Annotated in this window: 25 protein-coding genes and 1 pseudogene; 9 read left to right on the forward strand and 17 right to left on the reverse strand. The window is 65.0% G+C overall.

The genetic code is table 11. From position 1 onward, the window contains the following. Positions 1–4 precede the first annotated feature (4 nt). On the forward strand, positions 5–835 hold the full coding sequence (locus tag GTK01_RS06370; RefSeq protein ID WP_252925020.1) for a Ku protein: 831 nt from the start codon (positions 5–7) through the stop codon (positions 833–835). Position 836: 1 nt separating this feature from the next. After that, on the forward strand, positions 837–3,326 hold the full coding sequence (gene ligD / locus GTK01_RS06375; protein ID WP_252925021.1) for a DNA ligase D: 2,490 nt from the start codon (positions 837–839) through the stop codon (positions 3,324–3,326). Between the two features lie 7 nt (positions 3,327–3,333). Here the strand turns inward: ligD and GTK01_RS06380 are convergent, their stop codons facing one another. From GTK01_RS06380 to GTK01_RS06395, 4 genes are all read right to left on the reverse strand, one after another. Beyond that, positions 3,334–4,146 (reverse strand): Ku protein, encoded by an 813-nt coding sequence (locus GTK01_RS06380; protein ID WP_252925022.1) that lies wholly within the window; start codon positions 4,144–4,146, stop codon positions 3,334–3,336. A gap of 4 nt (positions 4,147–4,150) precedes the next feature. Further along, positions 4,151–4,462: a hypothetical protein gene (locus GTK01_RS06385; RefSeq protein WP_252925023.1), complete on the reverse strand. Its 312-nt coding sequence runs from the start codon at positions 4,460–4,462 to the stop codon at positions 4,151–4,153. Positions 4,463–4,516: 54 nt separating this feature from the next. Then, the gene (locus tag GTK01_RS06390; protein WP_371924283.1) at positions 4,517–5,371 is read right to left on the reverse strand and encodes an endonuclease/exonuclease/phosphatase family protein; all 855 of its coding nucleotides are present in this window, start codon (positions 5,369–5,371) and stop codon (positions 4,517–4,519) included. A gap of 106 nt (positions 5,372–5,477) precedes the next feature. After that, positions 5,478–6,920: a phospholipase D-like domain-containing protein gene (locus GTK01_RS06395; RefSeq protein ID WP_252925025.1), complete on the reverse strand. Its 1,443-nt coding sequence runs from the start codon at positions 6,918–6,920 to the stop codon at positions 5,478–5,480. A gap of 131 nt (positions 6,921–7,051) precedes the next feature. Between GTK01_RS06395 and GTK01_RS06400 the strand changes: the two genes are divergently transcribed. Then, entirely contained in the window at positions 7,052–8,329 is a 1,278-nt protein-coding gene (locus tag GTK01_RS06400) for a phosphatidylserine/phosphatidylglycerophosphate/cardiolipin synthase family protein (RefSeq protein WP_252925026.1), read from the forward strand. Between the two features lie 10 nt (positions 8,330–8,339). Here GTK01_RS06400 and GTK01_RS06405 read toward each other — a convergent pair whose 3' ends face one another. Then, on the reverse strand, positions 8,340–9,404 hold the full coding sequence (locus tag GTK01_RS06405) for a dipeptidase (protein ID WP_252925027.1): 1,065 nt from the start codon (positions 9,402–9,404) through the stop codon (positions 8,340–8,342). A gap of 160 nt (positions 9,405–9,564) precedes the next feature. Between GTK01_RS06405 and GTK01_RS06410 the strand changes: the two genes are divergently transcribed. Further along, positions 9,565–10,407 carry an EamA family transporter gene (locus GTK01_RS06410; RefSeq protein WP_252925028.1) on the forward strand — a complete coding sequence of 281 codons (843 nt, stop codon included), beginning with the start codon at positions 9,565–9,567 and terminating at the stop codon, positions 10,405–10,407. A gap of 34 nt (positions 10,408–10,441) precedes the next feature. Here GTK01_RS06410 and GTK01_RS06415 read toward each other — a convergent pair whose 3' ends face one another. The 3 genes from GTK01_RS06415 to GTK01_RS06425 are packed head-to-tail and all read right to left on the reverse strand — an operon-like array spanning position 10,442 to position 13,001. Continuing rightward, positions 10,442–11,221, reverse strand: a complete 780-nt coding sequence (locus GTK01_RS06415; protein ID WP_252925029.1) for a MetQ/NlpA family ABC transporter substrate-binding protein — start codon at positions 11,219–11,221, stop codon at positions 10,442–10,444. Between the two features lie 36 nt (positions 11,222–11,257). Beyond that, positions 11,258–11,923: a methionine ABC transporter permease gene (locus tag GTK01_RS06420; RefSeq protein WP_252925030.1), complete on the reverse strand. Its 666-nt coding sequence runs from the start codon at positions 11,921–11,923 to the stop codon at positions 11,258–11,260. Next, positions 11,913–13,001: a methionine ABC transporter ATP-binding protein gene (locus GTK01_RS06425; RefSeq protein ID WP_371924284.1), complete on the reverse strand. Its 1,089-nt coding sequence runs from the start codon at positions 12,999–13,001 to the stop codon at positions 11,913–11,915. The genes GTK01_RS06420 and GTK01_RS06425 overlap by 11 nt, the downstream gene beginning before the upstream one ends. A 294-nt stretch (positions 13,002–13,295) precedes the next feature. On the opposite strand from GTK01_RS06425, the gene GTK01_RS06430 reads away from it, so the two are divergent. Both GTK01_RS06430 and GTK01_RS06435 read left to right on the forward strand, forming a co-directional pair. Continuing rightward, a complete protein-coding gene (locus GTK01_RS06430; protein ID WP_252925032.1) occupies positions 13,296–13,778 on the forward strand; it encodes a copper chaperone PCu(A)C in 483 nt (160 codons plus the stop codon). Positions 13,779–13,919: 141 nt separating this feature from the next. Then, positions 13,920–15,311 carry a hypothetical protein gene (locus GTK01_RS06435; RefSeq protein WP_252925033.1) on the forward strand — a complete coding sequence of 464 codons (1,392 nt, stop codon included), beginning with the start codon at positions 13,920–13,922 and terminating at the stop codon, positions 15,309–15,311. A gap of 42 nt (positions 15,312–15,353) precedes the next feature. On the opposite strand, the gene GTK01_RS06440 is transcribed toward GTK01_RS06435, so the two are convergent. The 3 genes and pseudogenes from GTK01_RS06440 to GTK01_RS06450 form a co-directional block, all read right to left on the reverse strand. Next, positions 15,354–15,863: a Dps family protein gene (locus GTK01_RS06440; RefSeq protein WP_252925034.1), complete on the reverse strand. Its 510-nt coding sequence runs from the start codon at positions 15,861–15,863 to the stop codon at positions 15,354–15,356. 81 nt (positions 15,864–15,944) lie between these two features. Then, a pseudogene (locus GTK01_RS06445) lies at positions 15,945–17,402 on the reverse strand (TrkH family potassium uptake protein). An 82-nt stretch (positions 17,403–17,484) separates the two neighbouring features. Further along, a complete protein-coding gene (locus GTK01_RS06450) occupies positions 17,485–18,171 on the reverse strand; it encodes a D-lyxose/D-mannose family sugar isomerase (protein WP_252925035.1) in 687 nt (228 codons plus the stop codon). Between the two features lie 36 nt (positions 18,172–18,207). Between GTK01_RS06450 and GTK01_RS06455 the strand changes: the two genes are divergently transcribed. Further along, on the forward strand, positions 18,208–18,822 hold the full coding sequence (locus GTK01_RS06455) for a nucleoside/nucleotide kinase family protein (protein ID WP_252925036.1): 615 nt from the start codon (positions 18,208–18,210) through the stop codon (positions 18,820–18,822). Here GTK01_RS06455 and GTK01_RS06460 read toward each other — a convergent pair. The 4 genes from GTK01_RS06460 to GTK01_RS06475 form a co-directional block, all read right to left on the reverse strand. Next, positions 18,819–19,769, reverse strand: coding sequence for a carbohydrate kinase (locus GTK01_RS06460; protein ID WP_252925037.1), 951 nt, complete (start codon positions 19,767–19,769; stop codon positions 18,819–18,821). The two genes, GTK01_RS06455 and GTK01_RS06460, sit on opposite strands and share 4 nt — an antisense overlap. Positions 19,770–19,773: 4 nt before the next feature. Continuing rightward, positions 19,774–20,556 (reverse strand): ATP-binding cassette domain-containing protein, encoded by a 783-nt coding sequence (locus GTK01_RS06465; protein WP_252925038.1) that lies wholly within the window; start codon positions 20,554–20,556, stop codon positions 19,774–19,776. Beyond that, positions 20,553–21,635, reverse strand: a complete 1,083-nt coding sequence (locus tag GTK01_RS06470; RefSeq protein ID WP_252925039.1) for an ABC transporter permease — start codon at positions 21,633–21,635, stop codon at positions 20,553–20,555. The genes GTK01_RS06465 and GTK01_RS06470 overlap by 4 nt, the downstream gene beginning before the upstream one ends. A gap of 234 nt (positions 21,636–21,869) precedes the next feature. Next, on the reverse strand, positions 21,870–22,898 hold the full coding sequence (locus tag GTK01_RS06475; RefSeq protein WP_252925040.1) for a sugar ABC transporter substrate-binding protein: 1,029 nt from the start codon (positions 22,896–22,898) through the stop codon (positions 21,870–21,872). 188 nt (positions 22,899–23,086) lie between these two features. Between GTK01_RS06475 and GTK01_RS06480 the strand changes: the two genes are divergently transcribed. Together GTK01_RS06480 and GTK01_RS06485 are read left to right on the forward strand one after the other, a co-directional pair. Further along, positions 23,087–24,301, forward strand: coding sequence for an ROK family transcriptional regulator (locus GTK01_RS06480; RefSeq protein WP_252925041.1), 1,215 nt, complete (start codon positions 23,087–23,089; stop codon positions 24,299–24,301). A 128-nt stretch (positions 24,302–24,429) separates the two neighbouring features. Continuing rightward, positions 24,430–25,416 (forward strand): calcium/sodium antiporter, encoded by a 987-nt coding sequence (locus GTK01_RS06485; protein WP_252925042.1) that lies wholly within the window; start codon positions 24,430–24,432, stop codon positions 25,414–25,416. Here the strand turns inward: GTK01_RS06485 and GTK01_RS06490 are convergent. Continuing rightward, positions 25,413–25,712 carry a hypothetical protein gene (locus tag GTK01_RS06490; RefSeq protein WP_252925043.1) on the reverse strand — a complete coding sequence of 100 codons (300 nt, stop codon included), beginning with the start codon at positions 25,710–25,712 and terminating at the stop codon, positions 25,413–25,415. The genes GTK01_RS06485 and GTK01_RS06490 overlap by 4 nt on opposite strands. 6 nt (positions 25,713–25,718) lie before the next feature. Beyond that, entirely contained in the window at positions 25,719–26,258 is a 540-nt protein-coding gene (locus tag GTK01_RS06495) for a DUF2076 domain-containing protein (RefSeq protein ID WP_252925044.1), read from the reverse strand. Positions 26,259–26,311 lie beyond the last annotated feature (53 nt).

The raw sequence follows: 26,311 nt of genomic DNA on the forward strand, positions 1-26,311 counted from the left end.
GCCCGTGGCACCACGTGCAATCTGGAAAGGTCACCTCAAGATCGGCGAACTCGCCTGCGGCATCGCGCTCTATTCGGCCGCGACGACGTCTGAGCGCGTCTCCTTCCACGTCCTCAACAAGAAGACCGGCAATCGCGTGAAGCGCGAGTATGTGGATGCCGATACCGGCAAGCCGGTCGACCACGACGATCAGGTCAAAGGCTACGAGACGTCGAAAGGCGCCTACATCCTGCTCGAGCCGGAGGAAATCGCGGCGGCGACGCCGCAAAGCGACAAGATGCTGACTGTCGAGCATTTCATCTCGTGCGCCGACATCGACACGGTCTATTTCGACAAGCCCTATTACCTCGCCCCGGCCGACGACGCCTCGCAGGAGGTGTTCGGGCTGATCCGCGAGGGCATGAAGACGAAAGACGTCGCGGCGCTCGCCACGGCCGTGCTCTTTCGGCGTGTGCGCGCGGTTCTCATCCACGCGCAGGGGCGCGGGCTGGTCGCCGACACGCTGAACTTCGACTATGAGGTCCGCGCCGCCGACAAGGCATTCGACAAGATTCCTGACCTGAAGATCAAGGGCGAAATGCTCGACCTTGCCAAGCACATCATCGGAACCAAAAGCGGCGAATTCGATCCGGCGAAATTCGACGACCGCTATGACGCGGCGCTCGCCGACCTCGTCAAGGCGAAGATGGAAGGCAAGGAGATCCAAAAGCCGAAGCGCGAGGCCAAGGGCAAGGTCATCGACCTGATGGATGCGCTGCGCCAGAGTGCGGGCGCGCAGAAGGCGGCGGCCAAGCGCAAGCCGAAGGCCGAGGCGCCGAAGCGCAAGGCGAGCTGACATGGCGCTCGAAGTCTACAAGCAGAAGCGCGACTTCAAGAAGACGCCCGAGCCGGCCGGGTCGGCGCGCAAGGCCAGGTCGAAGGGCAACAGCTTCGTCGTCCAGAAGCACGACGCCACGCGCCTCCACTACGATTTCCGCATCGAGGTCGATGGCGTCCTGGTCAGTTGGGCCGTTACGCGCGGACCCAGCCTCGTTCCGGGCGAGAAGCGGCTGGCCGTCCAGACGGAAGATCATCCGCTGGACTATGGCGATTTCGAAGGCACGATCCCCAAGGGCGAATATGGCGGCGGCACGGTGATCGTGTGGGATCGCGGTACATGGAAGCCGGTCGGAGACTACGCCAAGGGCTACAAGAAGGGGCATCTGGAAATCGAGCTTTCCGGCGAAAAGCTGAACGGTGTCTGGCATCTGGTCCGCATGGCGCGAAAGCCGCGCGAGAAGCGCGACAACTGGCTCATGATCAAGAGCGACGACGAATTCGCGCGCTCCAAGGATGATCCAGACATCCTCGAAGAACGGCCGGAATCGGTGAAGACCGGGCGGCTCGTCGCTGACGTTGCGAGCGAAGCGCCGGGCTGGTCGTCGAAGACGGGCCCGATCGAGGCGAAGAAGGCACCGCCGAAGCGCATCAAAGGCGCGAAGGCATCAGGGTATCCCGGTTTTGTCGAGCCGCAGCTTGCGACGCTGAAGCCAAACGTTCCTTCCGGCGCGCGCTGGCTGCACGAGATCAAGTTCGACGGCTATCGCCTGCAGGCCCATGTGCAGGGGCGCAAGGTGACGCTTTTTACGCGCAGCGGCCTCGACTGGACAGAGAAATTCGGGGAGACGGTTCCCGATGCCTTCCGCAAGCTGGCGCTGAAAGACGCGATCATCGACGGCGAACTCGTCGTGGAAGGCAATGGCGGCGCATCGGATTTCTCCGCGCTGCAGTCGGATTTGAGCGAGGGGCGCAGCGACCGCTTCGTCTTCTACGCTTTTGACCTTCTTTATCTCGACGGCAAGGATCTGCGCGCCACGCCGCTGATTGACCGCAAAGCGGCACTCGAAAAGCTCCTTGCCGACGCGCCTGAGGCCCTGCGCTTTTCCAGCCATTTCGAGGAAGACGGCGAAATGATCCTTCGCCATGCCTGCCGCCTCAGCCTCGAAGGCGTGATCTCCAAGGTGCGGGACGGCAAGTATGTTTCCGGGCGCGGACGCGAATGGATCAAGTCGAAATGCGCCGAGCGGCAGGAGTTCGTCATTGGCGGCTATGTGCCGTCGTCGACCTCGAAGACGGCGGTCGGGTCGCTTCTTCTCGGTTATCATGAGGACGGAAAGCTCAAGCACGCCGGTCGCGTCGGTACTGGCTTTTCACGCGCTGTCGCCGAAGACGTCTTCAAGCAGTTGAAGGCGATCGAGGCTGAGGCATCGCCCTTCGACGGCAAACTCTCGGCGGAGGCGAAGCGCGGCGCGGTGTTCGTCAAGCCGCAGATGGTCGCGGAGGTCGAGTTCCGCGCGTGGACGGCCGACGGCAATGTGCGCCACGCATCCTTCCGCGGCATCCGCGAGGACAAGCCCGCAGCCGAAATCGTGCGCGAGGGCGGGGCCAAGGAAAAGGCGAAGGACAAGCCGAAAAGCGCGGTCAAACTCACCCATCCCGACCGGGTCTACTGGAAGGGGGCAGGCGTCACCAAGGAGGGGCTTGCGGACTACTACGCGCAGGTCTGGCCGCTGATGGCGCCGTTCGTCGTCAACCGGCCGCTCGCGCTCTTGAGGTGCCCGACCGGCATATCCGGCCAGTGCTTCTTCCAGAAGCATGCTTGGAAGGGCCAGAGCAAGGAAATCCTCACAGTCCATGAAAAGCTGGACGACAGCGATGAGCCGGGCATCGCGATCGACGATCTCGACGGGCTGATCGGCCTCGTCCAGGGCGCAACGCTGGAAATCCACCCTTGGGGCGCGCCGCTTTCCGACATCGAGAAACCGGACATCATCATCATGGATCTCGACCCTGGCGATGGCGTTGCCTGGGAACGTGTCATCGACGCTGCCCATGCCGTGAGGGAGAGGCTCGAGGCGCATGGACTGACCGGCTTCGTCAAGACGTCCGGCGGCAAGGGGCTGCATGTCGTCGCGCCGGTCAAGCCCAAGGCCGACTGGGATACGGTCAAGGCATTCACGAAAGCGATCGCCGAGGAGATGGCGGCAGACGAGCCGGACGCATATGTCGCGACGATCACCAAGGCGAAGCGCAAGGGCAAGATCCTGATCGATTACCTGCGCAACGGGCGCGGCATGACCGCCGTGGCGCCGTATTCGACGCGGGCGCGGGAAGGCGCGGCGGTGTCGATGCCGCTGTCGTGGGACGAACTGTCGCCGCAGATCAAGGCCGACCACTATACGGTCATGAACGCGCTGGCGCGGCTCGACAATCTCAAGGCCGATCCGTGGGCGGATTTTCGCAAGGCCGAAGCGGTGATCGGCGGCAAGCGCAAGCGGAAGGGGTGAGGACCGCCTACTTCTTCTTTCCCGCCTTCTCGCTGGCGATGCTCTTCTTCAGGGCGTCCATGATGGAGACGACGTTGGACGGCGTTTCGGGTTCGGGCTCACTCCTGGTCTTTGCCAGCGTCGGCTTCTTCCTTTTCTTTTTCGCCGCGATGATCTTGAGGAGCCTGTCCTGCACGGGGTCCTGGACGAGCTTGGGATCCCACTTCGTGGAGCGTTCGTCGATCAGGGACTTCACCAGCTTCATCAGCTTCGCATCGGGCTTGTCCTTCTCGATTTCGGAGAAGTAGTCGGTCTCTTCGCGCACCTCGTCGCCATAGCGAAGCGTCCACAGGACGATGCCCTTGCCGCGTGGCTCCAGCATCACGGCGCGCTCGCGTCGATAAAGGACGACGCGGGAGATGCCGACCTTCTTCGTCGCGCGCATGGCGTCGCGGATGACGGCGAAAGCTTCCTCGCCGACCTTGTCGTCGGGGGCGATGTAATGCGGCTTGTCGAGCCAGATCCAGCCGATGGAATCGGCAGGCACGAACTGCTCGATGTCGATGGTGCGCGTGCTTTCCAGAGCGACGGCGTCCAGTTCGTCGTCGTCGAGCATGACGTGGTTGTCCTCGCCGACCTCGTAGCCCTTGATCTCGTCGTTCTCGCCGAGGGGCTTGCCGGTCACCGCATCGACATAGCGGCTTTCGATGCGGTTGCCGGTCTTGGCATTGATCGTGTGGAAGCGAACCTTGTTGTTGGCCGTGGTCGCGGGCGTCATGGAAATCGGGCACGTCACCAGCGACAGCTTCAGATAGCCCTTCCAGAACCACCGCGGCGCCATGGTCCTACCTCGCCACGATCTCGTGGAAGGAATCCTTGCGGCCCGGAACCTCTTCGGACACCACGAGCGCGAGCTGCTTTTCCTCGAAGATCTTGAACCATTCGTCCCATTCGACGATCTCGCGCCCGCCAAGCGCCATTGCCGCATCGGCGCCGCGGTCCTGGTCTTGGTAGGAGGCCTGGTCGAAGACGATGGAGAGGACCGGATCGTCGCCGCCGACGGAGGGCGAGGCCTCGCTGATCGCCGGCGAGCCCATGCGGGCGGCGGCCCAGTCGCGGATTTCGTCGCGGTCGGTGAGGGTGCGTGTGTCTGCCATTTCAGAAACTCCTGTTATACCCTCCAAACGTCGGGCGGGGTCAGGAGTTCCGGCTCAGGCCGCGCGTTCCTCGCTCTTGCGCTCGACCTGCTGCGCCAGCGGCTTCATGTCGATGTAGGCCTTGATCGGGCGATGGTCGGAGGCGATGCGCGCAAGCTCGGAATCGTGCACTTCCAGCCTTGCGACGAGGTTTTCGGGCGTGCCGAAGATGCGGTCGAGCGCCAGCACCGGATAGCGCGCGGGAAAGCTCGGCAATGCCTCACTCGGCCCGAAAGAGGCGGGCAGGCGTCTCAGCGCCGAGCGTCGCCCGAGACGCCATTCATTCAGGTCACCCAGGATCAGCGTCGGCTTGGTGCCACATTCGGAAACTTCGGCGATCAGCGTCTCGATCTGGCGCTTGCGGGAGTGGCGAAGGAGGCCCAGATGCGCAGCGATGACGCGCAGGACACCGCCCTTGACCTCAAGGTCGACGACGATCGCACCGCGCGGCTCGGCGCCGGGCAGCTTCAGCTTCTGGATGTCGCGTACCGCACCTTCGCGGTAGAGCAGCGCGTTGCCGTGCCAGCCATGGCCGGAAGCGTGGCTGGCGACGGGGACGTGCGTGAGGCCGAGCTTTTCCTCGATGTGGAGAAGGTCGAGCAGGCCGTCGCGGGTGCCAAACCGGCGGTCAGCTTCCTGAATGGCGACGATGTCGGCGCCCAATTCGTCGATGACGGCGGCGGTGCGCATCGGGTCGAAACGGCCATCCGTGCCGACGCATTTGTGGATGTTGTAGGAGGCGACCACCAGGTCCGCGCTGTCACGGGCGCCTTCGTGCCGTTCATAAACGGTCTGCGCCTCGCGCAGGCTGGCGATGAGGCGCGAATTTCTGATCGTCTTGATCCTGCCGATGCGGCGCAAAGCCTTCATCACGTCATCCGGGGTTTTGTCGAGCATCGTGCCTGCTAACGCCATGACGGCCAATGCGTTGCAAATACGACGTTTCGAGAAGCGCTGGCGTCACGATCGGTTTATCTCACAGATAGGGCGAGGCCAGCCAGACGATCCGGTTGCGCAGGCGCTTGAAGAATGTCCGGCCGGTCAGCGTCGCCAGCGTCTCCTCCTGCCCGCCCTCGATCCGGCGCCTGAGATGTTCTTCGATCCCGGCGGCGAAGTCGCGGTCGAAAACCTCGACGTCGAACTCGAAGTTCAGCCGCAATGAACGCGTGTCCAGGTTGGATGAGCCGATCAGCGACCAGGTGCCGTCGATGGTCAAAAGCTTGGAATGATCGAACGGGCCGTCCGAGCGCCAGACACGGCAGCCGGGCCCGATTACCTGGTCGAGCTGCGACGTCATCGCATAGTCGACGAGGCGCAAATTGTTGGCCGCGGGAATGACGATGTCGACCTCGACGCCGCGCCGCGCGGCAGAGGCGAGCGCGCCCACGATCTGCAGATCCGGCAGAAAATAGGGTGAGGCGATCATGAGCCGATGACGCGCGACGGCGGCTGCGCCCATCACCATCGCATGGGTAGCGTCGAGCCGCGTGTCGGGACCGGAAAAGATCACGCGGGCGATGGACGTGCCTGAAACCTCGGGCGTCGCCGCGCGCCAGACCTGGCCGTCGAGCCGCTCCCTTGCGACGAAGAACCAGTCATCTGCAAAGACGGCGAAGAATTGCGAGACGACGGGGCCGGTGACGCGGAAATGGAGGTCGCGATGCGGCTCGCGGTTGTCGGCGGAGGTGACGAAGCCCTCGCGGATGTTCATGCCGCCGGTAAAGCCGACGCGCCCGTCGACGACCATGATCTTGCGGTGGTTGCGCAGGTTCGCATAGGGCAGGCGAAAGCCGATGATGTTGCCGAGGAAGAGGCGGTTCGGCACGCCGCCCTTACGAAGCTGCTCGCGGATCGAGGGGCGCGAATAGCGCGCGCCGACCGCGTCGATCAGCACCCGGACCTCGACCCCCCGCCGGCGCGCGCGCACCAGGGCGTCGGCGACCTTCCGCCCAGCCGCGTCATTGTCGAAGATGTAGCTCGACATGACGACGAAGCGCCTTGCAGCATCGATCTCGGCGATCATCGCCGGATAGGTTTCGTCTCCGCCATGCAGGGGTTTGATCTCGTTGCCGGCGGTCAGCCAGAACGGCGAGACGCGGTCTCCCAGCGTCTTGATCGCCTGGAAGCGAGGCTCGGCGTGGATCGCCTCGAAGGCCATGCCTGAATCGGCGGTGGCTGCGGCGTCGACCTCCTTCGTCGATTTCATCTTGCCGATCGTCTCGCGCCGGATGCGGTTGATACCGGCGATCGCGTAGATGACCGCGCCAAGGATCGGCGACAGCAAGATGATGCCGACCCAGCCGATCGCGGCGCGCACGTCGTCCTTGGTCATCGCGGCATGGATCGCCGCCGGAATGCCGAAGGCGAGGCCGAGGACGAACAGGATGTAGGGCCAGTAGAGCTGGAGCGTTTCGTACATCGTTGCCTTTGGTCAGTTCCGACAAACGCCATAGCGCGCCAGTCGATCCATCGGTGGATCATGCCGCATTTCGCGCTGTCAACCGATGCCGCATGATGGCACAAGCGGGGAAGGGATGGCTCGGGGGTTCGATGGACTGGCGGTTTGCACTCAAGATCGGCGGCTTTCTCGTCGCCACGGCGGCGCTCAGCCTGCTCGCGGTCAATCTCATGCCCGAGGACACGGACGTCAGACGGCCGGTGCCGCATGTCGTCGCGGTATCCGATCCGGCCTTCCTGCGCACGATGCATTCGGTCTTTGACGGCAACATCGCCGGCGGGCACGCGATCTCGACGCTGATCAATGGCGACGAGATCTTTCCGCCGATGCTGGAAGCGATCGCGGCCGCCGAAGTCAGCATCAACTTCGAGACCTACATCTACTGGTCAGGCGAAATCGCCCTGACTTTTGCCAATGCGCTCGCCGCCAAGGCGCGCGAGGGCGTGCCGGTGCGGGTGCTGGTCGATGCGGTCGGCAGCGTGCCCTTCGACGAAGACATCATCGCCGTCATGACCGACGCGGGCGTCGCCTTCGAGCGCTTCCGGCCGGTGCGCTGGTACACGCTCGACCGCGTCAACTACCGCACACACCGCAAGCTCCTGATCGTCGACGGGCGGATCGGCTTCACCGGGGGCGTCGGCGTCGGCGACGAGTGGCTGGGCGATGCGCGCAACCCGGACGAATGGCGCGACAACCACTACAGGGTGGAAGGCCCGGTCGTGGCCGACATGCAGGGCGCCTTCGCGGAGAACTGGCTTGAGGCGACGGGCGAGATTCTGCAAGGCAACGTCTTCTATCCCGAACTCGAACCGGCTGGCGAGGTTCTCGCGCAGCACGTGAAATCGTCGCCCAGTGGCGGCTCGAAATCCATGCACCAGATGCTGCTGATGGCGATGGCGGGCGCGAGCGAGCATATCCGCATTTCGATGGCCTATTTCGTGCCGGACGACGTCTCGATCGCGCAGCTCGTCGAGGCGCGGGCGCGGGGCGTCGAGGTCGACATCATCGTGCCGAGCGCGCTGACGGACGTTCCGATCGTGCGCCACAGCTCGCGCCATTTCTGGGGCGATCTCCTGAAGGCCGGCGTGCGCATCCACGAGTACCAGCCGACCATGTACCACACGAAGGTGCTGATCATCGACCGGCACTGGTCGACCATCGGATCGACCAATCTGGACGAACGTTCCTTTCGGCTGAACGACGAGTCCAATCTCAACGTCTATGACGAGACCTTCGCCCGGTCGCAGATCGACGTCTTCGACGCCGATCTTGCGCTCAGCGACGAGGTGACGCTGGAGGAATGGCAAAATCGCGGGATGTGGGAAAAGACGAAGGACTGGGCGGCGAGCTGGTTCAGGACGCAGCTCTAGCCGCGGCGATCTACCGGCCCCAGGTCTCTCCCAGCACGCGCAGCCAGTTGCCGAAGCACAGCTTCTCGATATCGGTCTCGTCGTAGCCATGCACGCGCATCGCGTCGACGAGCTTCGGCAGTCCCGCCGCATCGCCGAGCACCTGCGGCACCATCGCGCCGTCGAAATCCGAGCCGAGCCCGACCGAGTCGATGCCGGCCTTCTCGACCATGTGGTCGATTTGGCGCAGCATGATCTCGAAGGGCGTGTCGGGGCGCATGCGACCATCGGTTCGCAGGAACGCGGTGGCGTAATTGAGGCCAGCGATGCCCTTCGTCTCGCCGACCGCCTTCAACTGCTCGTCGGTCAGATTGCGGGCGTGGGGCGTCACGGCATGGGCGTTGGAATGCGAGGCGATAAGCGGCGCGTCGGTCAGGCCGGCGACATCCCAAAAGCCCTTCTCGGTGATGTGCGACAGATCGAAGGCGATGCGCAGCGCGTTGCAGCGGCGCACGAGTTCGCGGCCGAGATCGGTCAGGCCCGGTCCGGTATCGGGCGTTGAGGGAAAGCGGAAGGGGACGCCGTGCCCGAAGATGTTCGGCCGGCTCCAGACGGGACCGAGCGAGCGCAGGCCGGCCTGGTGGAGAACGTCGAGATTGTTGAAATCCGGGTCGATCGCCTCGGCGCCCTCGATGTGAAGCACTGCCGCAAGATTGCCGGGCTTTGCGGTTGCGGCGATCTCGCCTGCCGTGCGGCAGACCTTCAGCCGGCCTTCGGACGCCGCCTCGATGCGGAAGAGCAGCGCGGCCATCGCCATCGTCTCGGCCAGCGCCGCGTCGGTCGTGCAGCGGTCGGGCAGCGGCGCGTCGTATTTCGGCTGGCTCATGATCGCCTCGACATCAGCTCCCTTGCCGGGCGAGGGGATGAAGATCGCGAACAACCCGGCGCGCAGGCCGCCTTCCATCGCGCGCGGCAGATCGATATGGCCGCCGGCGCCGCCGTTCAGGAAATCGGCCACCGGGTCGGCGCTCTTGCTCAGGTGAAGCCGCAGCAGCGTGTCGTTGTGGCCGTCGAAGATGGGGGGCGGTGTCTGCATCAGGAATCGATTCGCCTTTCCGCCGCAAGTCGTTGGAATTTCAGTAAAGCATATCCGTCCCGAGGCAATCGGGACATTGCCGCCTGGACTAGGGGCGCGGCGCGAATTGGGCCAAGCGCGCCGATTGTCCTTTTCCTTCGCCGGCGATAGTGCGGGGGCCATGAGCCTCACCGTCATCGCCATCGTTCTCGCCTCCGCCTTGATGCATGCGGGCTGGAACGCCGTGCTGCGTTTCCGCGGCGACCGCATCGCGCTCATGACCATGCTCGCGGCGATGAGCGCGCTGATCGCGCTGCCGGGTCTGTTCTTCGTCGACTTTCCCCGCGCCGAGGCCTGGCCGTGGCTGGCGCTCTCCGTCTGCCTCCATCTTGGCTACAACGTCTTCCTCGCCAATGCCTATGCGCATGGCGAACTCGGACAGATCTATCCGCTGGCGCGCGGTTCGGCGCCGATGCTGACGCTGGCCGCCAGCATCCTCGTCCTCGGCGAGAACCTGACGCCCTTTGCGACGATGGGCATCGTCGTGCTCGGGCTCGGCATCGTGACGTTGTCGCTCGACGGCGGCGTGAAGGCGTTGCGAACTTCGCCGCGCGGGCTCGGCTTCGCGCTGATCACCGCCGTCTTCATCACCGGCTATACGCTTTCGGACGGCGTCGGCGCGCGGGCGGCGGGCGATCCGCACGCCTATGTCTTGTGGCTCTTCGTCCTAGACGGCATCCCGCTGATGGCCTGGGCCTTCTGGCGGCAGGGCAAGGCGACCGGGCGGATGATTGCGCAGAACTGGAAAGCGGGCTTCATCGCCGGCGCGCTGTCGCTCGGCGCCTACTGGATCGCGATCTGGGGCTTTACCGTCGCGCCGATCGCGCTGGTGGCGGCGCTGCGCGAGACGAGCGTCGTCTTCGCGGTCATCATCGGCGTCTTGTTCCTCGGCGAGAAGATCAAGGCGCAGCGTGTTCTCGCCATCCTCATCGTCATCGCCGGCCTCGTACTGATGCGCCTATAGAAAAAGGGCGGCTTTCGCCGCCCTTTCCAAGGATTTACCAGGCCGTGAGAACCGAGCCCTCGAAGGTCTCATCGACGAAAGCCTTGACCTCGTCATTTTGGTAGGCGGCGATCAGCTTGGCGACCCAATCGGCATCCTTGTCGGCAGTATTGACCGCGATCAGATTGACGTAGGGCGCCTTGGCGCCTTCCTTCAGGATCGGGTCGTTGGCCGGATCGAGGCCGGCTTCCAGCGCGTAGTTGGTGTTGATCGCAGACGCGTCCGTGTCGGCGAGCGAGCGGGGAAGCTGGGCGGCGTCGAGCTCGACGAAGTTGAAGTTCTTCGGGTTCTCCGTGATGTCCGCGATGGTGACGTTCAGACCCTTTTCCGGGTCGAGCGTGATCGCACCGCTATCGGCGATGACGAGAAGCGCGCGGCCGCCATTGGTCGGGTCGTTCGGAATGCCGATCGTCGCGCCGTCCGGCAGGGCCTCGAAGCTCTCGTGCTTTTCCGAATAGATGCCCATTGGGAAGTTGACCGTGTAGGCGACGTCGACGATGTCGAAGCCGCGGTCGCGGACCTGGTTGTCGAGATAGGGCTTGTGCTGGAACGAGTTGGCCTGGAGTTCGCCGTCGTTCAGCGCCTGGTTCGGCACGACATAGTCGGAGAATTCGAGGATCTCAATCTCGAGGCCGTCCTCTGCGGCGATCTCCTTCACCTTCTCCATGATCTGCGCGTGTGGTCCGGGCGTGACGCCGACCTTGATCTCCTGCGCGAAGGCGGAGCCGGCAAGGAGGGCGGCGAGCGCGGTGCCGAGGGCGAGTTTTTTCAACATTTTCAAGTGTCTCCGTTTGGGATCAGGGAAAAGAGTTCAGCGCGGGCGGGCGCGCTTGTCGAAATGACGGGCGAGGCGGTCGCCGGCCGATTGCACGATCTGCACCATGACGATCAGCACCACCACGACCGCGAGCATCACGTCCGGCATGAAGCGCTGGTAGCCATAGCGGATGCCAAGGTCGCCGAGGCCCCCACCGCCGACCGCGCCGACCATGGCCGAATAGCCGATGAGGCTGACGATGGTCAGCGTCAGTGCAAGCGTGATGCCGGGGCGGGCCTCGGCGAGCAGCACCTTCCAGACGATCTGAAACGGCGAGGCGCCCATGGCGCGCGCCGTTTCGATCAGGCCCGGGTCCACCTCGCGGATCGCCGATTCCACCAGCCGCGCTACGAAGGGGATCGTCGCGATCGTGAGCGGCACGATGGCCGCCGTGGTGCCGATCGACGTTCCCGCGACAAGCCGGGTGAAGGGGATGATCGCGACGACAAGGATGATGAAGGGCGTCGAGCGCGTAGCGTTGACGATAGCGCCAAGGACGCGGTTCGTCATCGGCGCATGGAAGAGTTCGCCGCGCGCCGACGTGGCAAGGAAGACGCCGAGCGGGATTCCGATCAGCGATCCGATGAGCGCCGCGACCGAGACCATGTGCAGCGTCTGTCCGGTGGCGCGGAGGATGAGCCAGGCGATATCAGGCGACATGGCCGAGCACCTCCGTCGTGAGGCCGAGATCGGCGAGGAAGGCGCGGGTCTCGGCAATCTTGGCGTCGTCGCCCCTGAACGAGACGATCAGCGTGCCGAAGGGACGGCCGGCGATCTCGTCGACCGCGCCGCCGAGGATGTTGACTTCGAGGCCGAGTTCTTTCGACAGGCGCGAGAGCACCGGGTCGGTGGCGTGGTTGCCGGTGAAGACGATGCGCAGCACCGCCTCGCTTTCCGGCGAAGACGTGGGCTTCAGGCGCGCGGCAACGAAATCCGGCAGCGTCATGCCGGGAATGCCGGCGAGCAGCGCCTTCGTCGTCTCGTGCTGCGGACGGGTGAAGACGTCGAAAGTCGTCCCGCGCTCCACGATCCGGCCCTTTTCGATCACAGCGACATGGTCGGCGATCGACTTCACCACTTCCATCTCGTGGGTGATGAGGATGATCGTCAGGCCGAGCTCGTCGTTGATGCGGCGCAGGAGCGCGAGCACTGAAAGCGTCGTCTCCGGATCGAGCGCCGAGGTCGCCTCGTCCGACAAAAGGAGCTTGGGCTGCATGGCGAGCGCGCGGGCGATGCCGACGCGCTGCTTCTGGCCACCGGAGAGTTCGGAGGGGTAGCGGTTGCGCTTGTCGGCGAGGCCGACGAGGTCGAGCAGCGGCGTCACGCGCGTCTCGATTTCCTTGCGCGCAACGCCGGCGATCTCGAGCGGCAGCGCGACATTGTCGTAGACGGTGCGGGACGACAGGAGGTTGAAGTGCTGGAAGATCATGCCGATCTGCCGGCGCGTGTCGCGCAATGCCTTCTCGCCGAGCGGCGCGATGTCCGTTCCGTCGACCAGCACCTTGCCGGAGGACGGCTTTTCCAGCCCGTTGACCAGACGGATCAGCGTCGACTTGCCGGCGCCGGAGCGGCCGATGATCGCGGTGATCGAGCCGCGTGGGGCGGCCAGATCGATACCGTCGAGCGCAACGACCTCGCCCGAGGAACGGCCGGCAGGAAAGCTCTTGGAAACAGCCTCGAAGCGGACGATCGCGTCGGCCGCTGCAGCCTCGGAGGGCACGAAATCCTGGGGTGCCATGTTCATGCCGGCCATCCTGCCGGTCGCGGGGAGTTCATCGTCGATGCCTTTCCGATCCGCAGGCTCTCTCCCAAAAGCCGTGGTCGTCTCTGTGCTGGTTTTCATGGCGCGGTGCTACGCCTTCATTTCGGCCGCGACAATGCGCAAATTTGCGATCCGGTGTGGAGAATTTGCATTCCAAGTTCGATGGGCACGGTGGAAAAGCATTTCGACACAGCAAAGCGCGTTTTGCCACATCGTGACCATGCTTGCGTCGATGAATAGAAGCGGTCGCAAATATCCTGGGAGTGACGCGTGAAGTTCCTTCGTTCCATCGCCGTTGCCGGCGCCATCGCCGCGTTCGCCGTTCCGTCGTTCGCCCACGACTTCACCGCCGGCGACCTGACGATCGACCATCCGTGGTCGCGTGCGACGCCGCAGGGCGCGCGGGTCGCCGCCGGCTATGCGTCGATCCGGAACAATGGGTCGGAGGCGGACCGGCTGATCGGGGTACGCAGCGATCTGGCTGCCTCGGGGGAAATCCACGAAATGGCTGTTGACGGCAATGGGGTGATGACGATGCGCCCGCTTGCCGATGGCATCGAGATCGCAGCCGGCGAAGAGGTGAGGCTGGAGCCGGGCTCCTTCCACATCATGTTCATGAATCCCGAAAGGCAACTCGTGGAGGGCGACAATTTCGCCGGCACGCTGGTCTTTGAAAAGGCAGGCGAAGTGGAGGTCGAATTCGCGGTCGAGGGTATGGGCGGTGCGAGCGGGCATTCGGGCCACAACCATTGATGGCTGAACGGCTCAGCCTGGTGGCGAGCCGCGCCTGCGTTGCGTTAACCATTTATTAAGGCTGTGATTGCGCATTGAGGCGAACAGGCACAGTGATGCGTTCGGGTGGGAAAGAATGCGTCGCAGTGAAAGCCCAGCACCATGCGGATCTTCGATATCGCGCGCAGCGCCTATACCAGCACGCCGGCACCGTTACGGCGCAGGCTGGCGCCGCTCGTGGCGCTCGTCCCGAGCAGCCTGAGATACGGGCCGGCGTTTGAACGCTGGCGGCACGACATCCGCCGTTCGCAGACCGATCCGGTTTTCGCCGTTGACCGGGCGCAATCTCAACTGCGGTCGCTCCTTGCCAAGGCCTCGACGGGAAGCGCGTTCTGGCGCCACCTTCTCGGCGCTGCCGCACTTGCAAGTTTTGAACTCGAGGCGCTGGCGAGCGTGCCGATCACGACCAAGCAGATGATGCGGGAGGCCGGCGATGCCGCCCGCGTCGATGCCCTGTCGTCCCTCGTCCAGGCGACGACCAGCGGCTCGAACGGCGAGGCGCCGTTCGCTTTCCTCATCGACGCGGACCGCAGCGTCCGCGAGTTCGCCTTTGTCACCTCTGCCTGGGCGCGGGCGGGCTACAGACCGGGCGATGCCCGCGCCGTCTTGCGAGGATTTCGAATCGACGACGCTGATGCCGCGTATCAGTGGGACCCGGCGCTGAACGAACTGCGCCTCGCGGTCTTTCCGCTCGGACCCGCTGATGCGGCGGTGATGGCGGACGAGATCGAGCGCCGGCGCATCGCCTACATTCACGGCTACCCCTCGGCAATCGAGCTGTTTGCCCGCCATCTCGACAAGGCAGGACGTCGGCTGGCGCAACCCATCCGCGGCATCTTTCCGATTTCGGAGCCGGTTCTGGGCCACCAGCGTGCGCTCTTCGCCAAGGTCTTTCCGCAGGCCGATATCGTGCCCTTCTACGGAATGAGCGAGAAGGTCGCCTTCGCCGTGGAGCGGCGGGGCGAGCCGGGCGTCTATACGTTCGAAGCGCTCTACGGCCTTGCCGAGCTGGTGGACGAGGACGGCCGGTTCGTCGAGACGCCGGGCGGGGAAGGGCGGTTGCTCGGCACCGGCTTCATTTCCACAGGCGTGCCCTTCATCCGCTACGACACCGGAGACCGCGCCCGGCTGGTCGAGGCGCCGACGCGCCAGAATGGCTGGCGGCTCACGGTTCGCGACATCGCGCCCCGCCGCAAGCCGGATTTCCTGATCGCCCGGGACGGCGGGCGCATCGTCGCCACCGACCTCGTGCCGGAGGATTTGACGCTCCTGCGCGGGCTGGCCGAATGGCAGTTCGTGCAAAATGCTCCCGGCATCGCTTCGCTGCGCTACGTGCCGGCCACCGGCGGCGGGGCGTCTGATGCCGAGCGGCTTGCCAGGATGCTTGAAGCGCGGACGGACGGTCGCCTGCGCTTCGACCCCGAACAGGTCGCTTCGATCGCAACAGGCGCGCATGGCAAACGCGCCTTTATCGTCCAGCACATCGCAGGCTGAAGGCTCCGGCGGACGATCACCCGCCCGCCGGAGCGATTTCGGCTATTCGGTCACGACCGCACGCAGCATCCAGACGACCTTTTCGTGATAGGTCATGCGGCCGACGAGCATATCGTGAGAGACGAAGTCCTCGGCGTCCTCGGCCTGCTCGGCGGCGTCGCGCATCTTGCGGATCGCAGCCTCGTGCCCGGCGATCAGATCGGCGACCATGTCATGGGCGGTCTTCGATTCCGCGCCGAGTTCGACGACGATGTCTGCGCCCTTGTTGCCGGCGACCGGGGCTCGGTAGCCAAGCGCCCGGATGCGCTCGGCAAGCTCGTCCGTCGCCTTGAAGAGGTCGTTGTACTGCTCCTCGGTCATTACGTGGATCGAGTGGAACAGCGGGCCGACGACATTCCAGTGATAGATGTGCGTCTTGACGAGCAGCGCATAGGTGTCGGCCAGGATGGCCGAAAGGCTCTCGGCGACGGCCTTGCGGCTCTTGGCATCGATACCGGTGTTGACCTCAACGTCGCGGGGCTTGGTATCGAGAACCTTGGCGGTTTTCGCCATGAGAATGCTCCTGTTCTTGCTGGGCGGATGGCCGTTCGGCCGTTCGCTCCATAAACATTCTCTAATGTGAAATGTTCCCGTTCACCGCCGCCAGAATGCGGGCGACAGGAGCACCAGCACCGCGAGGATTTCGAGACGGCCGAGCAGCATGGCCACGATCAGCACCCATTTGGCGGCGTCCGACAAGGGTACGAAATTGCCAGCAGGCCCGATGATGTCGCCGAGACCGGGGCCGACATTGGTCAGCGCGGTCAAGGTGCCGGTGACGGCGCTGACGAGGTCGAGCCCGGTCAGTGTCAGGAGCAGCGTGCCGACGCAAAGAAGGACAAGGAAGACCGCGACAAAGAGCGTCGTCCCGCGTTGCATGTCGACGTCGATGACGCGCTTGCCATATCGGATCGACTGTACCGAATTCGGGTAGATCAGCTTGTTCAGTCCGCGCACGATGAGTTGGAACAGAATGTAGAACCGCTACGCCTTGATCCCGCCCGAGGTCGAGCCCGAACAGCCGCCCATGAAGGTGGCGACAAAGGCGCAGCCGACGGCGAACGGACCCCAGGCCGAATAGTCGCCGCTGGCAAAGCCCGTCGTGGTGATGATGGAGATGAAGTTGAAGGCGGAGTGGGTGAGCGCCGTGCCGAATCCGACCTCAGACGTCACGCGCAGATAGATGGCGACGGCGAGGATGAAGCCGGCGCAATAGGTGGCGAAGACGCGAATCTGCGGATCGCCGAGCGGATCGATGCGCCCGCGCACGGCGAGCAGGATCAGGATCGAGAAGGGCAAGGCGCCAATGAACATGAATATGGTGCCGACCCACAGGATGGCCGGCCGGTCGGCATAGGCACCGAGCGATGCGTCATGTGTCGAGAAGCCACCGGTCGAGAGCGTCGTCATGGAGTGGTTGATCGCGTCGAAGGCGGTCATGCCGGCTGCCGCGTAGCCGAGCGCGCAGACGAGAGTCAGCGCTGCGTAGATGGCGATCAGCGCCACCGTGTATGTCGACAGGCGCGCGAAGGGCCGGTCTCCGATCTCGGAGGATTCGATCTTCAGATAGGATACGCCGCCGATGTTGAGGAACGGCAGCACGAAGAGACCGAGCGCGATGACGCCCACGCCGCCGATCCATTGCAGAAGCGAGCGCCAGAGGAGAAGGCCCGGCGGCAACTGGTCGAGGCCGGCGATGACGGTCGAGCCGGTGGTCGTCAGGGCCGAGACGCTTTCGAAGACGGCATCCGTGATGCTGAGGCCGATGGAGGCGGCGTAAAGCGGAACCGCGCCGGCGATAGCGGTCGTGACCCACAGCACGTTTACGAGGAGAAAGCCGAAGCGGGCCGAAAGCTGCGGCCGCGAGCCGTAGGTCGCCAACGCGACCGCTGCCGACAGCCCGCCGACGAACATTCCCGACAAGGTGAATACCTGCCAGTCCCGGTTCCCGACATAAAGATCGGTGAGCGCCGGAATGGCCATGAAGGCTGCGAGATAGGCCGAGAAAATCGCCGAGACAAAGGTGACGGCGCGAATATGCAGCGTGTTCAAGTGCGTTCGAACCACACGGAAGGATGCGCGATCTATACGCCCGATGGTCAGCAGTGCATAGATGGCCCGGCTTCGTTTGGGATCACAAGTTGAGCCACCGTTCATAGTCGCTGACGAGAAGGTGGAGCGGCGGCTCGTCCTCCTCGATTGTCGCGAAGCGGCCGATCGGATCGCGGAAGATGTTGTCGGTCAGGTCGTCATTGACGGTCGAGACCTCGCCGATCAGCACGTCGCCGCCTTCGCCCCAGAAGGCGTGCCAGTCGCCCGGCATCAGCGTCACGCTCTCGCCGGGCGCAAGCTGCAGCTTGCCGCCGGCGGGGACGGCGCGGGCAATGCCGTCGCAGGCGACCGTCACGCCGCGCGTCGCATCGAAATCGCCGTTCTCGTCGGAGCCGAAAAGCTCCACTGTCAGCGTTGCGCCGCCGCGATTGATAATGTCCTCGGCCTTCAGGGCGTGGGTGTGCATCGGGCTCAACTGATCTTTGCGCGAGATCAGCAGCTTTTCGGCGTAGCACATGCCGCCCCCGCGTTTCAGGTCCGCGAGGCGACCGTTGCGCAAAGTGAAGAGGAAGAGGCCCATCTCGTCGAAGCGGCCCGCGCCATAGTCGGTGATGTCCCAGCCGAGGCGCGCGCCGACGAGCGCATGCGCATCGCCGCGCGCGCGAAATTCGTCGGGCGTCCAGCGGGCGAAAGGCGGCAGGGCGAAGCCGAACCGGCGCATCATTTCGTCGGCGTCGCGCATGATGTCGTTGATTTCAGAGCGTTTCATCGGCTTAGCTCAACCCGTGATTCAAGGGGTTCATCGATGCAGTCCGTATTGCAGGTCGCGGCGGTCATCGCCGAAAGGGCGCGAGGTGCCGGCCGCTTCATCGTTGCGCTGGCCGGGCCGCCCGGCGCCGGCAAGTCGATGCTGTCGCACCTTCTGGCGGAAGCGCTCGGCGATGCGGCGATCCTTCAGGGCGACGGGTTTCACTACGACAATGCAGTCCTCGACGTGATCGGCCGGCGCCACCGCAAGGGCGCGCCGGACACGTTCGACGTCGCGGGGCTGGAGAGCGTCCTGCGCCGCATCAGGGCCGGCGAGGAAGTGGTGGTGCCCGTCTTCGACCGCCCGCTCGACCTGGCGCGGGCAGGCGCGGCGCGGATTTCGCAAAGCGCGCGGTTCGTAATCGTGGAGGGCAACTATCTGACACTCGACGCCGCGCCGTGGAACGCGCTGCGCCCGCTCTTCGATCTGACGATCCTGATCGACGTCCCGCGCGACGAGCTTGAACGGCGGCTGACGCGGCGCTGGCTCGATCTCGGCTGGAGCGCGGAACGAGCAAAGCACTGGGTGGCGTCCAACGACATGCCGAATGTCGATCTCGTCAAGGCGAAGGGCGGCTCTGCCGATATCGTCTGGCGGCCGCAAGAAATCTAGGCCCGCGCGGCGAGCCGCTGCCAGGCAGGCTCCGAAATGTCGGGCGCCCAGGGAGGGTTGGCGCCGGGCCGCGAGACGGCGACGGCGGCCACCTCCGCCGCGCGGTCAAGGCAGATCCGCAGATCGCCGGCGCTCATCGAACGCGTTCCTGCCTTGTCGAGGCGGCCCAATCCCTCCAGCGCTTCGAGGAAGCCGGCATTGAAGGCATCGCCCGCACCGACGGTATCGACGATGGTCGTGGGGCGCGGCGAGACCGAAATCGCTTCGCTGGCGGTGTGCCCGGTCGCACCGCGCGCGCCGTGGGTGACGAGCACGATGGCGGGGCCGGTGACGAGCAATTCAGCGATGAAGGCGTCGGCGTCGGGAGACAGCCAGTCGAGGTCTTCTTCCGAAAGCTTGACGATGTCGGCGCCGGCCATCATCCGCGTCAGCCGCGCGCGATAGGCTGTTTCGTCCGTCACGAAGTCGGGCCGGATGTTCGGATCGATCATGACGAGACGGGTCGCGGACCCGCGCGCCATCAATTTCTCGAAGGCCGAGCCGCTCGGCTCGACGACGAGGCTGATGCCGCCGAAGAACAGTGCGCGCACATTGCCGTCCAGAACCGGGAGTTCGGCCGATTCGAGCAGCCGGCTTGCGGTCGCCTCGTCGTAGAAGTGATAGTGGGCGTGGCCGTCTTCCAGCGTCACGAAGGCGAGGGTGGTCGGTCGGCCGCTGCGCGGGCAAAGCGAGTGGTCGACGCCGGAGGCCTTCAACTCGTCGGCCAGCATCTTGCCGAAAAGATCGGTCGACAGGCCGTTGAAGAAGCCCGTCTCGACCCCCAGCCTTCCCAGCGCGATGGCGGTGTTGAACACCGCGCCGCCCGCATGAGGCGCAAAGGTGCGCCGCCCGTCGCCAAGGTCGACGGGCAGCATGTCGATCAGCACATCTCCGCAGCACAGGATCATCGCGTCACGCCGCCTCGGCCAGTTCCGGCGGCGCCTTGGCGCCGGTCATGAAGGCGACGGCATCCGACATGGTGTGCTCCTTCGGGTTAATGACGCACAGGCGCCGGCCCAGACGGTGCACGTGGATGCGGTCGGCGACCTCGAAGACGTGCGGCATGTTGTGCGAGATGAGTACGATTGGCATGCCGCGCTTCCTCACATCGAGGATGAGTTCGAGGACGCGGCGTGATTCCTTGACGCCGAGCGCTGCCGTCGGCTCGTCCATGATGACGACCTTGGAGCCGAAGGCGGCGGCGCGCGCCACGGCGACGCCCTGGCGCTGGCCGCCCGACAGGGTCTCCACCGCCTGGCTGATGTTCTGGATGGTCATCAGGCCGAGTTCGGACAGCTTGTCGCGGGCGATCTTTTCCATCGCGGGGCGGTCGAGAAGCCGGAAGCTCCGGCCGAAAAATCCCGGTTTGCGGATTTCGCGGCCCAGAAACATGTTGTCGGCGATCGAGAGCGCGGGAGACAGCGCAAGGTTCTGGTAGACCGTCTCGATGCCGGCATCGCGCGCCTCCATCGGCGAGCGGAAATTGACGACTTCGCCGTCGAGCCGGATTTCGCCCTCATCGGGTTTGATCGCGCCGGAGATCGCCTTGATCAACGACGACTTGCCGGCGCCGTTGTCGCCGATGACGGCCAGAATTTCGCCCGGATAAAGGTCGAAATCGGTGCGGTCGAGGGCGGTGACGCGGCCATAACGCTTGACGAGACCGCGGGCGGAAAGGAGGGGCTGAATGCTCATGACGAAAGCTTCCTGATCCACTGGTCGATGGCGACGGCGACGATGGTGAGCCAGCCGATGGCAAAGACCTGCCAGAGAACGTCGACGCCGGCGAGGCGCAGACCCGAATTGAACACGCCGACGATCAGCGCGCCGACCAGCGGCCCCATGATCGAGCCGCGTCCGCCGAAAAGCGAGATGCCGCCGATCACCACGGCGGTGATGGATTGCAGGTTCGCTTCCTGGAACGATTGCGGCGAGACCGAGCCGACGCGGCCGATAGACGCCCAGGCCGCGAGGCCGCAGACGAGGCCCGCGAGCGCATAGACCGACAAAAGCGTGCGGTTGGTGCGAATGCCCGAGAGTTCGGCCGCTTCCTTGTCGTCGCCGATGGCGTAGACGTGGCGGCCCCACGCGGTGCGGTTCAGCATGTACCAGAGGACGACGAAGATCAGCACCATCAGGATCGAGCCATAGGTGAACTGTGCCCCGCCGATGCGGAAGCTCTGGCCAAAGAATTTGAGGAGCGGAGCCGCCGCGTCGATATCCTGGCTGCGGATCGACTGAGCGCCGGAGAGCCACAGCGTCAGGGCGAAGAAGATGTTCCAGGTGCCGAGCGTGACGATGAAGGGCGGCAGCTTGAATCGGGTGACGAACAGGCCGTTGAGCGCGCCGGCGGCGGCGCCGCCCACCATGCCGATGCCGATGGCGAGCGGGGCGGGAACGCCGAGACCGACGGCCAGATTTCCGGCCACCACGGACATCAGCACCATGATCGCGCCGACCGAAAGGTCGATACCGGCGGTCAGGATGATGAGGCTTTGGGCCGCCGCCAGGATGCCGATGATCGAAACCTGCTGCATGATCAGCGACAGGTTGAAGGCGGAGAAGAAATTCGCGCCGGCTATGAAGCCGAAGGCGATGATGCTCAAGGCGAGAACGATGAAGGGCACCATCGTCGGATTGGCGTGAAGCACATGCTGCAGCCGGTCGATGACGTTCTTCTCGTGGCCCTCGAAGGCGGCGACGGCGCGGTCGCTCTTGTCGAGCGAGGCCTCGAACTCCTGCCTGCGCGGGGGCAGGGCGCTTGTATCGGTCATGGCGGCTTCCTCCCAAAAGCGAAGCGAGTGTGATCCTTATCGCACGCGCGGTCAAAGCGGCGGCGGCTCCCTCTCCTTGCGGAGGAGAGAAACGTCACTCGTGTCAGGCGGATTTTCATCCGCTACGCGGACCGCTCCTCCGGCCGGCGACCTGCTGCCTTCGGCAGCGCCCCGGCGTTCGGAGCCTTGCATCGTGCCACGGGCACGTTGCGTTCGCTCACGCGAACCGATCCCTTACCCCCAGCACTTGTCCAGCCCCTCGGCCGAACCGATCGATTCCACGCCGTCGACCGGCTGGTCGGTAATCAGCGTCACGCCGGTGTCGAAGAAGTCGAGTCCTTCGGTCGGTGCGGGCTTTTCGCCGCTCTCGGCGAATTTCGCGATCGCCTCGATGCCGAGCGCGGCCATGTCGAGCGGGTATTGCTGCGAGGTCGCGCCGATAATGCCTTCGGAGACGTTCTGGACGCCCGGGCAGCCGCCATCGACCGAGACGATCAGGACGCCGTCGGTTTTGCCGAAGGATTTGAGCGTTTCGTAGGCGCCGGCGGCGGCCGGTTCGTTGATGGTGTAGACGACGTTGATGTCGGGGTCCTGCTGGAGAAGGTTCTCCATCGCGGTGCGCCCGCCTTCCTCGTTGCCGTCGGTGACGTCATGGCCGACGATGCGCGCGTCGTCCTCGTCGCCGATCAGGTTCTCGTCCTTGATGTCGATGCCAAAGCCGCTGAGGAAGCCCTGGTCGCGCAGAACGTCGACCGAAGGCGCGCTGGGGGCGAGGTCGAGAAGCGCGATCTTCGCATTCTCCGCTTCCGCGCCGAGCGTCGCGGCGGCCCACTGGCCGATCAGCTCGCCGGCCTTGAAATTGTCGGTGGCGAAGGTCGCGTCAGCGGCGTCGATCGGCTCCAGCGGCGTGTCGAGCGCGATCACCAGAATGCCGGCATCGCGCGCCTGCTGCACCACCGGCACGATCGCCTTGGTGTCGGAGGCGGTGAGCAGGATGCCCTTGGCGCCCGACGCGATGCAGCTTTCGATCGCCTGGACCTGCGTCTCGTGGTCGCCGTCGATCTTGCCGGCGAAGGTGGAGAGCTTGACGCCGAGTTCCTCTGCCTTGGCTGTCGCGCCTTCTTTCATCTTGACGAAGAAGGGGTTGATGTCGGTTTTGGTGATCAGGCAGGCACCAACTTCCTCCTGCGCGGCGGCCGGCGCGGCCATCATGATGGCGAGCGGTGCCGTTGCCGCCAAGGCTAGCTTGATCGTCGTCTTCATCGCGAAATCCTCCGTTGAACTGACCGCCACCTCCTGGCGGGATAATTGGACGACCGGACAAGCGGCCATCGCAATCTGTCGCTAGGGAACCACCCTTGGTCGCCTGAGTCAATTAATAAATCAATCTAATTTATAATTGACCGCAGGCGTGCCACGCTGCATGGTCGCACGTCGCTTGGGAGGGCGCATTGCTGGACAATCCGCATACGACATCGCATCTCGAGCCGCAGCTTCGCGGTTCCAACCAATCGGGCATGCGCGCCTGGAACGAACGGCTCGTCCTGTCGATCCTGCGCCGGCAGGGGCCGATGTCGAAGGCCGACATCGCCCGCGCCACCGGCCTTTCCACGCAGACAGCCTGGGTCATCATCCGCGCGCTAGAAAAGGATGGGCTGCTCGAAAAGGGCAAGCCGCAGCGCGGCCGTGTCGGCCAGCCCTCCGTGCCTATGTCGCTTGCTCCCGATGGCGCACTTTTCCTCGGCCTGAAGATCGGCCGCAGGTCGAGCGAACTCGTCCTGATGGATTTCGTCGGAAAGATCCGCGCCCGGCGCACGCTCATCTATCGCTGGCCGACGCCCGGCAGCGTGCTCGAATTTACCCATGGCGCGATCGAAGCGGTGGTGGCCGAGATCGCGCCCGACCTTCGGTCCCGCATTGCAGGGCTCGGCGTCGCGATGCCGTTCCAGCTCTGGCAATGGTCCGCGCGGATCGGTGCGCCGCCGACCGATCTGGCCGGTTGGGAAACGCTCGACATCCGTGCCGAGCTTGCCCGCGCCTATCCGTTCCCGGTCTTCCTGCAGAACGACGCCTCGTCGGCCTGCGGCGCCGAACTCATCTTCGGCGACGAGGTGCCGGCGGGCGATTTCCTCTATTTCTACGTGGGCTATTTCATCGGCGGCGGCGTCGTCCTCGACGGACAACTCTATACCGGCCGCAGCGGCAATGCAGGGGCGGTCGGGTCGATGCCGGTGCGCGGCGAGGACGGCCGAAACGTGCAGCTCATCGAGCGGGCGTCGATCTTCGGGCTGGAAGAGCTGCTGCAGGCTTCCGGCCAGCCGGCCACCAGCCTTTGGGAAACCCCGGCGGCCTGGCATGTCGATTCCGCCATTCTGGAGCGCTGGATCGAGGCAGCAGGGCAGGCCATCGCCGATGCGGCGCTTGCCGCCGTCGCGCTCGTCGATTTCGACGCCGTCATCATCGACGGCTCGATGCCGGTCGAGGTGCGTCGTCGCCTGCTGGCCGTCGCCGAGGCGCGGATGCGCAGCCACAATCTTTCCGGCGTGGCCGTACCCGCCTTCCGGGAAGGCTCGCTCGGGCCGCAAGCGCGCACGCTCGGCGCAGCGGCAATCCCGCTTTCCGAGCGCTTCCTGGTCGACCGGAACGGCCTGTTGATGCCGGCCTGAGCCGTGCAAGGCCGATAAATATGCCGCGTCGGGCGTCAATGCCTCTTGAACATCGGCCGGACGCCATATCTAAAGCGCGTCCACCGACCGCGACGGCGGTCCCGTTCCCGAGCTTTCCGGAGACCTGAATGGAAACCTGGCTGCCCCTCATTGCCGGACTGATCATGCTCGTTATCGGCGGCGAGCTTCTGGTTCGCGGGGCCGTCAAGGTCGCCAGCAACATGGGCGTCTCGCCACTCGTCATCGGCCTGACGCTGGTCGGCTTCGGAACCTCGACGCCCGAGCTGGTGACGTCGGTCCAGGCCGCGCTCAACGGCTCGCCGGGCATCGCCTTCGGCAACGTGGTCGGATCGAACCTGGCCAATCTTCTGCTGATCCTGGGCGTTTCGGCCCTGATCACGCCCATCGCCATCGCATCGGGCACGCTGCGGCGCGACGGCGCGGTCATGGTCGCGGTCGCGGTCGTGTTCACGGTGCTCGCGCTGACCATGCCGCTCGGCCGCGCCGTCGGCATCGCCTTTGTCGCTGCGCTTGCGGCGTATATCTTCATCGCGTTTCGTCAGGAAAGCGGCGGCAATCCCGATCACGGCGCCGTGCATGACAAGTCGGCGGCCGCGCAGGGCATCGATCCCGCGCTGGCCGGCGGCTCGGGCGGCTCCACCCTCATGGGCCTCGTGACGGCGGCCGTCGGTCTCGCCATCGTGGTGGGCGGCGGCTATTTCCTCGTCAACGGCGCCGTTGCCCTCGCGCGCTCCTACGGCATTTCGGAGACCGTGATCGGCCTGACCATCGTCGCGGTGGGCACTTCGATGCCCGAGCTCGTTACCTCGCTCGTCGCTGCCTTCCGCAAGCAGGCGGACGTCGCCTTCGGCAACATCATCGGCTCGAACATCTACAACATTCTGGGCATCGGCGGCGTGACCGTCCTGATCGCCCCGAGCGAAGTGCCGTCCGAGATCGCGAACTTCGACAATTTCATCATGGTCGGCGCATCGCTGCTGGTGGTTGTGCTGGCCAATACCGGGCGCAGGATCGCGCGGTGGGAAGGGGCACTGCTTCTGGCCGGCTATGTCGCCTACATCGCCTTCCTCTGGCCGACGGGTAGCGCAGCCTAGAGGATCGTCGCAGCGATCATCCACAAGAGCGCGGCTGTGCGGGCAAGATCACGCCAGACGGGCGTCGTCTGGTCCGCGGCCTTCCAGACGCCCATCGTCACCAGCACATTGTAGGGAAGCGGCGACAGGAAGACCAAGACGCCGAGCGCGGTCGGCGCGTCGCTGGCAAAGACGGCCAGTGCCGCGGCGGCGCTGGCGACAGCGAGCACGGTGCCGACCAGCATCATGTCGCGCCAGAAGACGGTGCCGAGCGGCACCGTCCCGTCAATTCGCTCACGGATATAGGCGCGGATCACGAAGTGTCAGATGTCGAAGTCGCCGAAATCCCCGCCATCCATGCCGGGGTCTTCGAAATCGGCTTCCGTCTCGTCGATGCCTGCATCGGCGGCCTCCGCGTCTCCGGCCAGCATGCCCCCGAGCATGTTGGCAAGAAGAACGCCGCCGGCCACGCCCATTGCGGTCTGCGCGGCACCGGCCAGGAACCCGCCGCCGGAACGGCCCTGCGGGCCGCGCGGCACGGAAGGCGCTCCCATCGGCGAGCGGCCGACGCGGGGAACGGAGCCGCGCGCGTTCGGCGACGATGCGCCGAAGAGGCCGCCGAGAAATCCGCCAGCCCCCTGTGACGCGCTCGATTCGAGTTCGGCAAGGCGGGCCTGCGCCGCCTTCAACGCCTCTTCCTGCACGACGATGGTCTGCGCCATGTAGTAGGGCGCCCCAGGCTGGCGCGCGATCCGATCGCGAATGAACTCCTCCGATTCAGGGTCGCGCGGCTGTCCCTGGCGTTCCACCTCGGCGAGCTTGCCGAACAGATCCTCGATTGCCTGCTGGTCGTTGCGGTCCATAGCGCTCTCCTTCCATTGTTCGACGCGTGAATTCGCGGGTCGCGCTTTCGATC

The sequence above is a fragment of the Aliihoeflea sp. 40Bstr573 genome, from assembly GCF_024105655.1.
In the GTDB taxonomy this organism is placed as follows: Bacteria; Pseudomonadota; Alphaproteobacteria; order Rhizobiales; family Rhizobiaceae; genus Aliihoeflea.

What these genes read in the sequence shown, in the direction of transcription:
- ligD (WP_252925021.1), top strand. Translation starts at nt 837, where the DNA reads ATGGCGCTCGAAGTCTACAAGCAGAAGCGCGACTTCAAGAAGACGCCC.
- GTK01_RS06380 (WP_252925022.1), bottom strand. Translation starts at nt 4,146, where the DNA reads ATGGCGCCGCGGTGGTTCTGGAAGGGCTATCTGAAGCTGTCGCTGGTG.
- GTK01_RS06385 (WP_252925023.1), bottom strand. Translation starts at nt 4,462, where the DNA reads ATGGCAGACACACGCACCCTCACCGACCGCGACGAAATCCGCGACTGG.
- GTK01_RS06390 (WP_371924283.1), bottom strand. Translation starts at nt 5,371, where the DNA reads ATGAAGGCTTTGCGCCGCATCGGCAGGATCAAGACGATCAGAAATTCG.
- GTK01_RS06395 (WP_252925025.1), bottom strand. Translation starts at nt 6,920, where the DNA reads ATGTACGAAACGCTCCAGCTCTACTGGCCCTACATCCTGTTCGTCCTC.
- GTK01_RS06400 (WP_252925026.1), top strand. Translation starts at nt 7,052, where the DNA reads ATGGACTGGCGGTTTGCACTCAAGATCGGCGGCTTTCTCGTCGCCACG.
- GTK01_RS06405 (WP_252925027.1), bottom strand. Translation starts at nt 9,404, where the DNA reads ATGCAGACACCGCCCCCCATCTTCGACGGCCACAACGACACGCTGCTG.
- GTK01_RS06410 (WP_252925028.1), top strand. Translation starts at nt 9,565, where the DNA reads ATGAGCCTCACCGTCATCGCCATCGTTCTCGCCTCCGCCTTGATGCAT.
- GTK01_RS06415 (WP_252925029.1), bottom strand. Translation starts at nt 11,221, where the DNA reads ATGTTGAAAAAACTCGCCCTCGGCACCGCGCTCGCCGCCCTCCTTGCC.
- GTK01_RS06420 (WP_252925030.1), bottom strand. Translation starts at nt 11,923, where the DNA reads ATGTCGCCTGATATCGCCTGGCTCATCCTCCGCGCCACCGGACAGACG.
- GTK01_RS06425 (WP_371924284.1), bottom strand. Translation starts at nt 13,001, where the DNA reads ATGGCACCCCAGGATTTCGTGCCCTCCGAGGCTGCAGCGGCCGACGCG.
- GTK01_RS06435 (WP_252925033.1), top strand. Translation starts at nt 13,920, where the DNA reads ATGCGGATCTTCGATATCGCGCGCAGCGCCTATACCAGCACGCCGGCA.
- GTK01_RS06440 (WP_252925034.1), bottom strand. Translation starts at nt 15,863, where the DNA reads ATGGCGAAAACCGCCAAGGTTCTCGATACCAAGCCCCGCGACGTTGAG.
- GTK01_RS06450 (WP_252925035.1), bottom strand. Translation starts at nt 18,171, where the DNA reads ATGAAACGCTCTGAAATCAACGACATCATGCGCGACGCCGACGAAATG.
- GTK01_RS06455 (WP_252925036.1), top strand. Translation starts at nt 18,208, where the DNA reads ATGCAGTCCGTATTGCAGGTCGCGGCGGTCATCGCCGAAAGGGCGCGA.
- GTK01_RS06460 (WP_252925037.1), bottom strand. Translation starts at nt 19,769, where the DNA reads ATGATCCTGTGCTGCGGAGATGTGCTGATCGACATGCTGCCCGTCGAC.
- GTK01_RS06465 (WP_252925038.1), bottom strand. Translation starts at nt 20,556, where the DNA reads ATGAGCATTCAGCCCCTCCTTTCCGCCCGCGGTCTCGTCAAGCGTTAT.
- GTK01_RS06470 (WP_252925039.1), bottom strand. Translation starts at nt 21,635, where the DNA reads ATGACCGATACAAGCGCCCTGCCCCCGCGCAGGCAGGAGTTCGAGGCC.
- GTK01_RS06475 (WP_252925040.1), bottom strand. Translation starts at nt 22,898, where the DNA reads ATGAAGACGACGATCAAGCTAGCCTTGGCGGCAACGGCACCGCTCGCC.
- GTK01_RS06485 (WP_252925042.1), top strand. Translation starts at nt 24,430, where the DNA reads ATGGAAACCTGGCTGCCCCTCATTGCCGGACTGATCATGCTCGTTATC.
- GTK01_RS06495 (WP_252925044.1), bottom strand. Translation starts at nt 26,258, where the DNA reads ATGGACCGCAACGACCAGCAGGCAATCGAGGATCTGTTCGGCAAGCTC.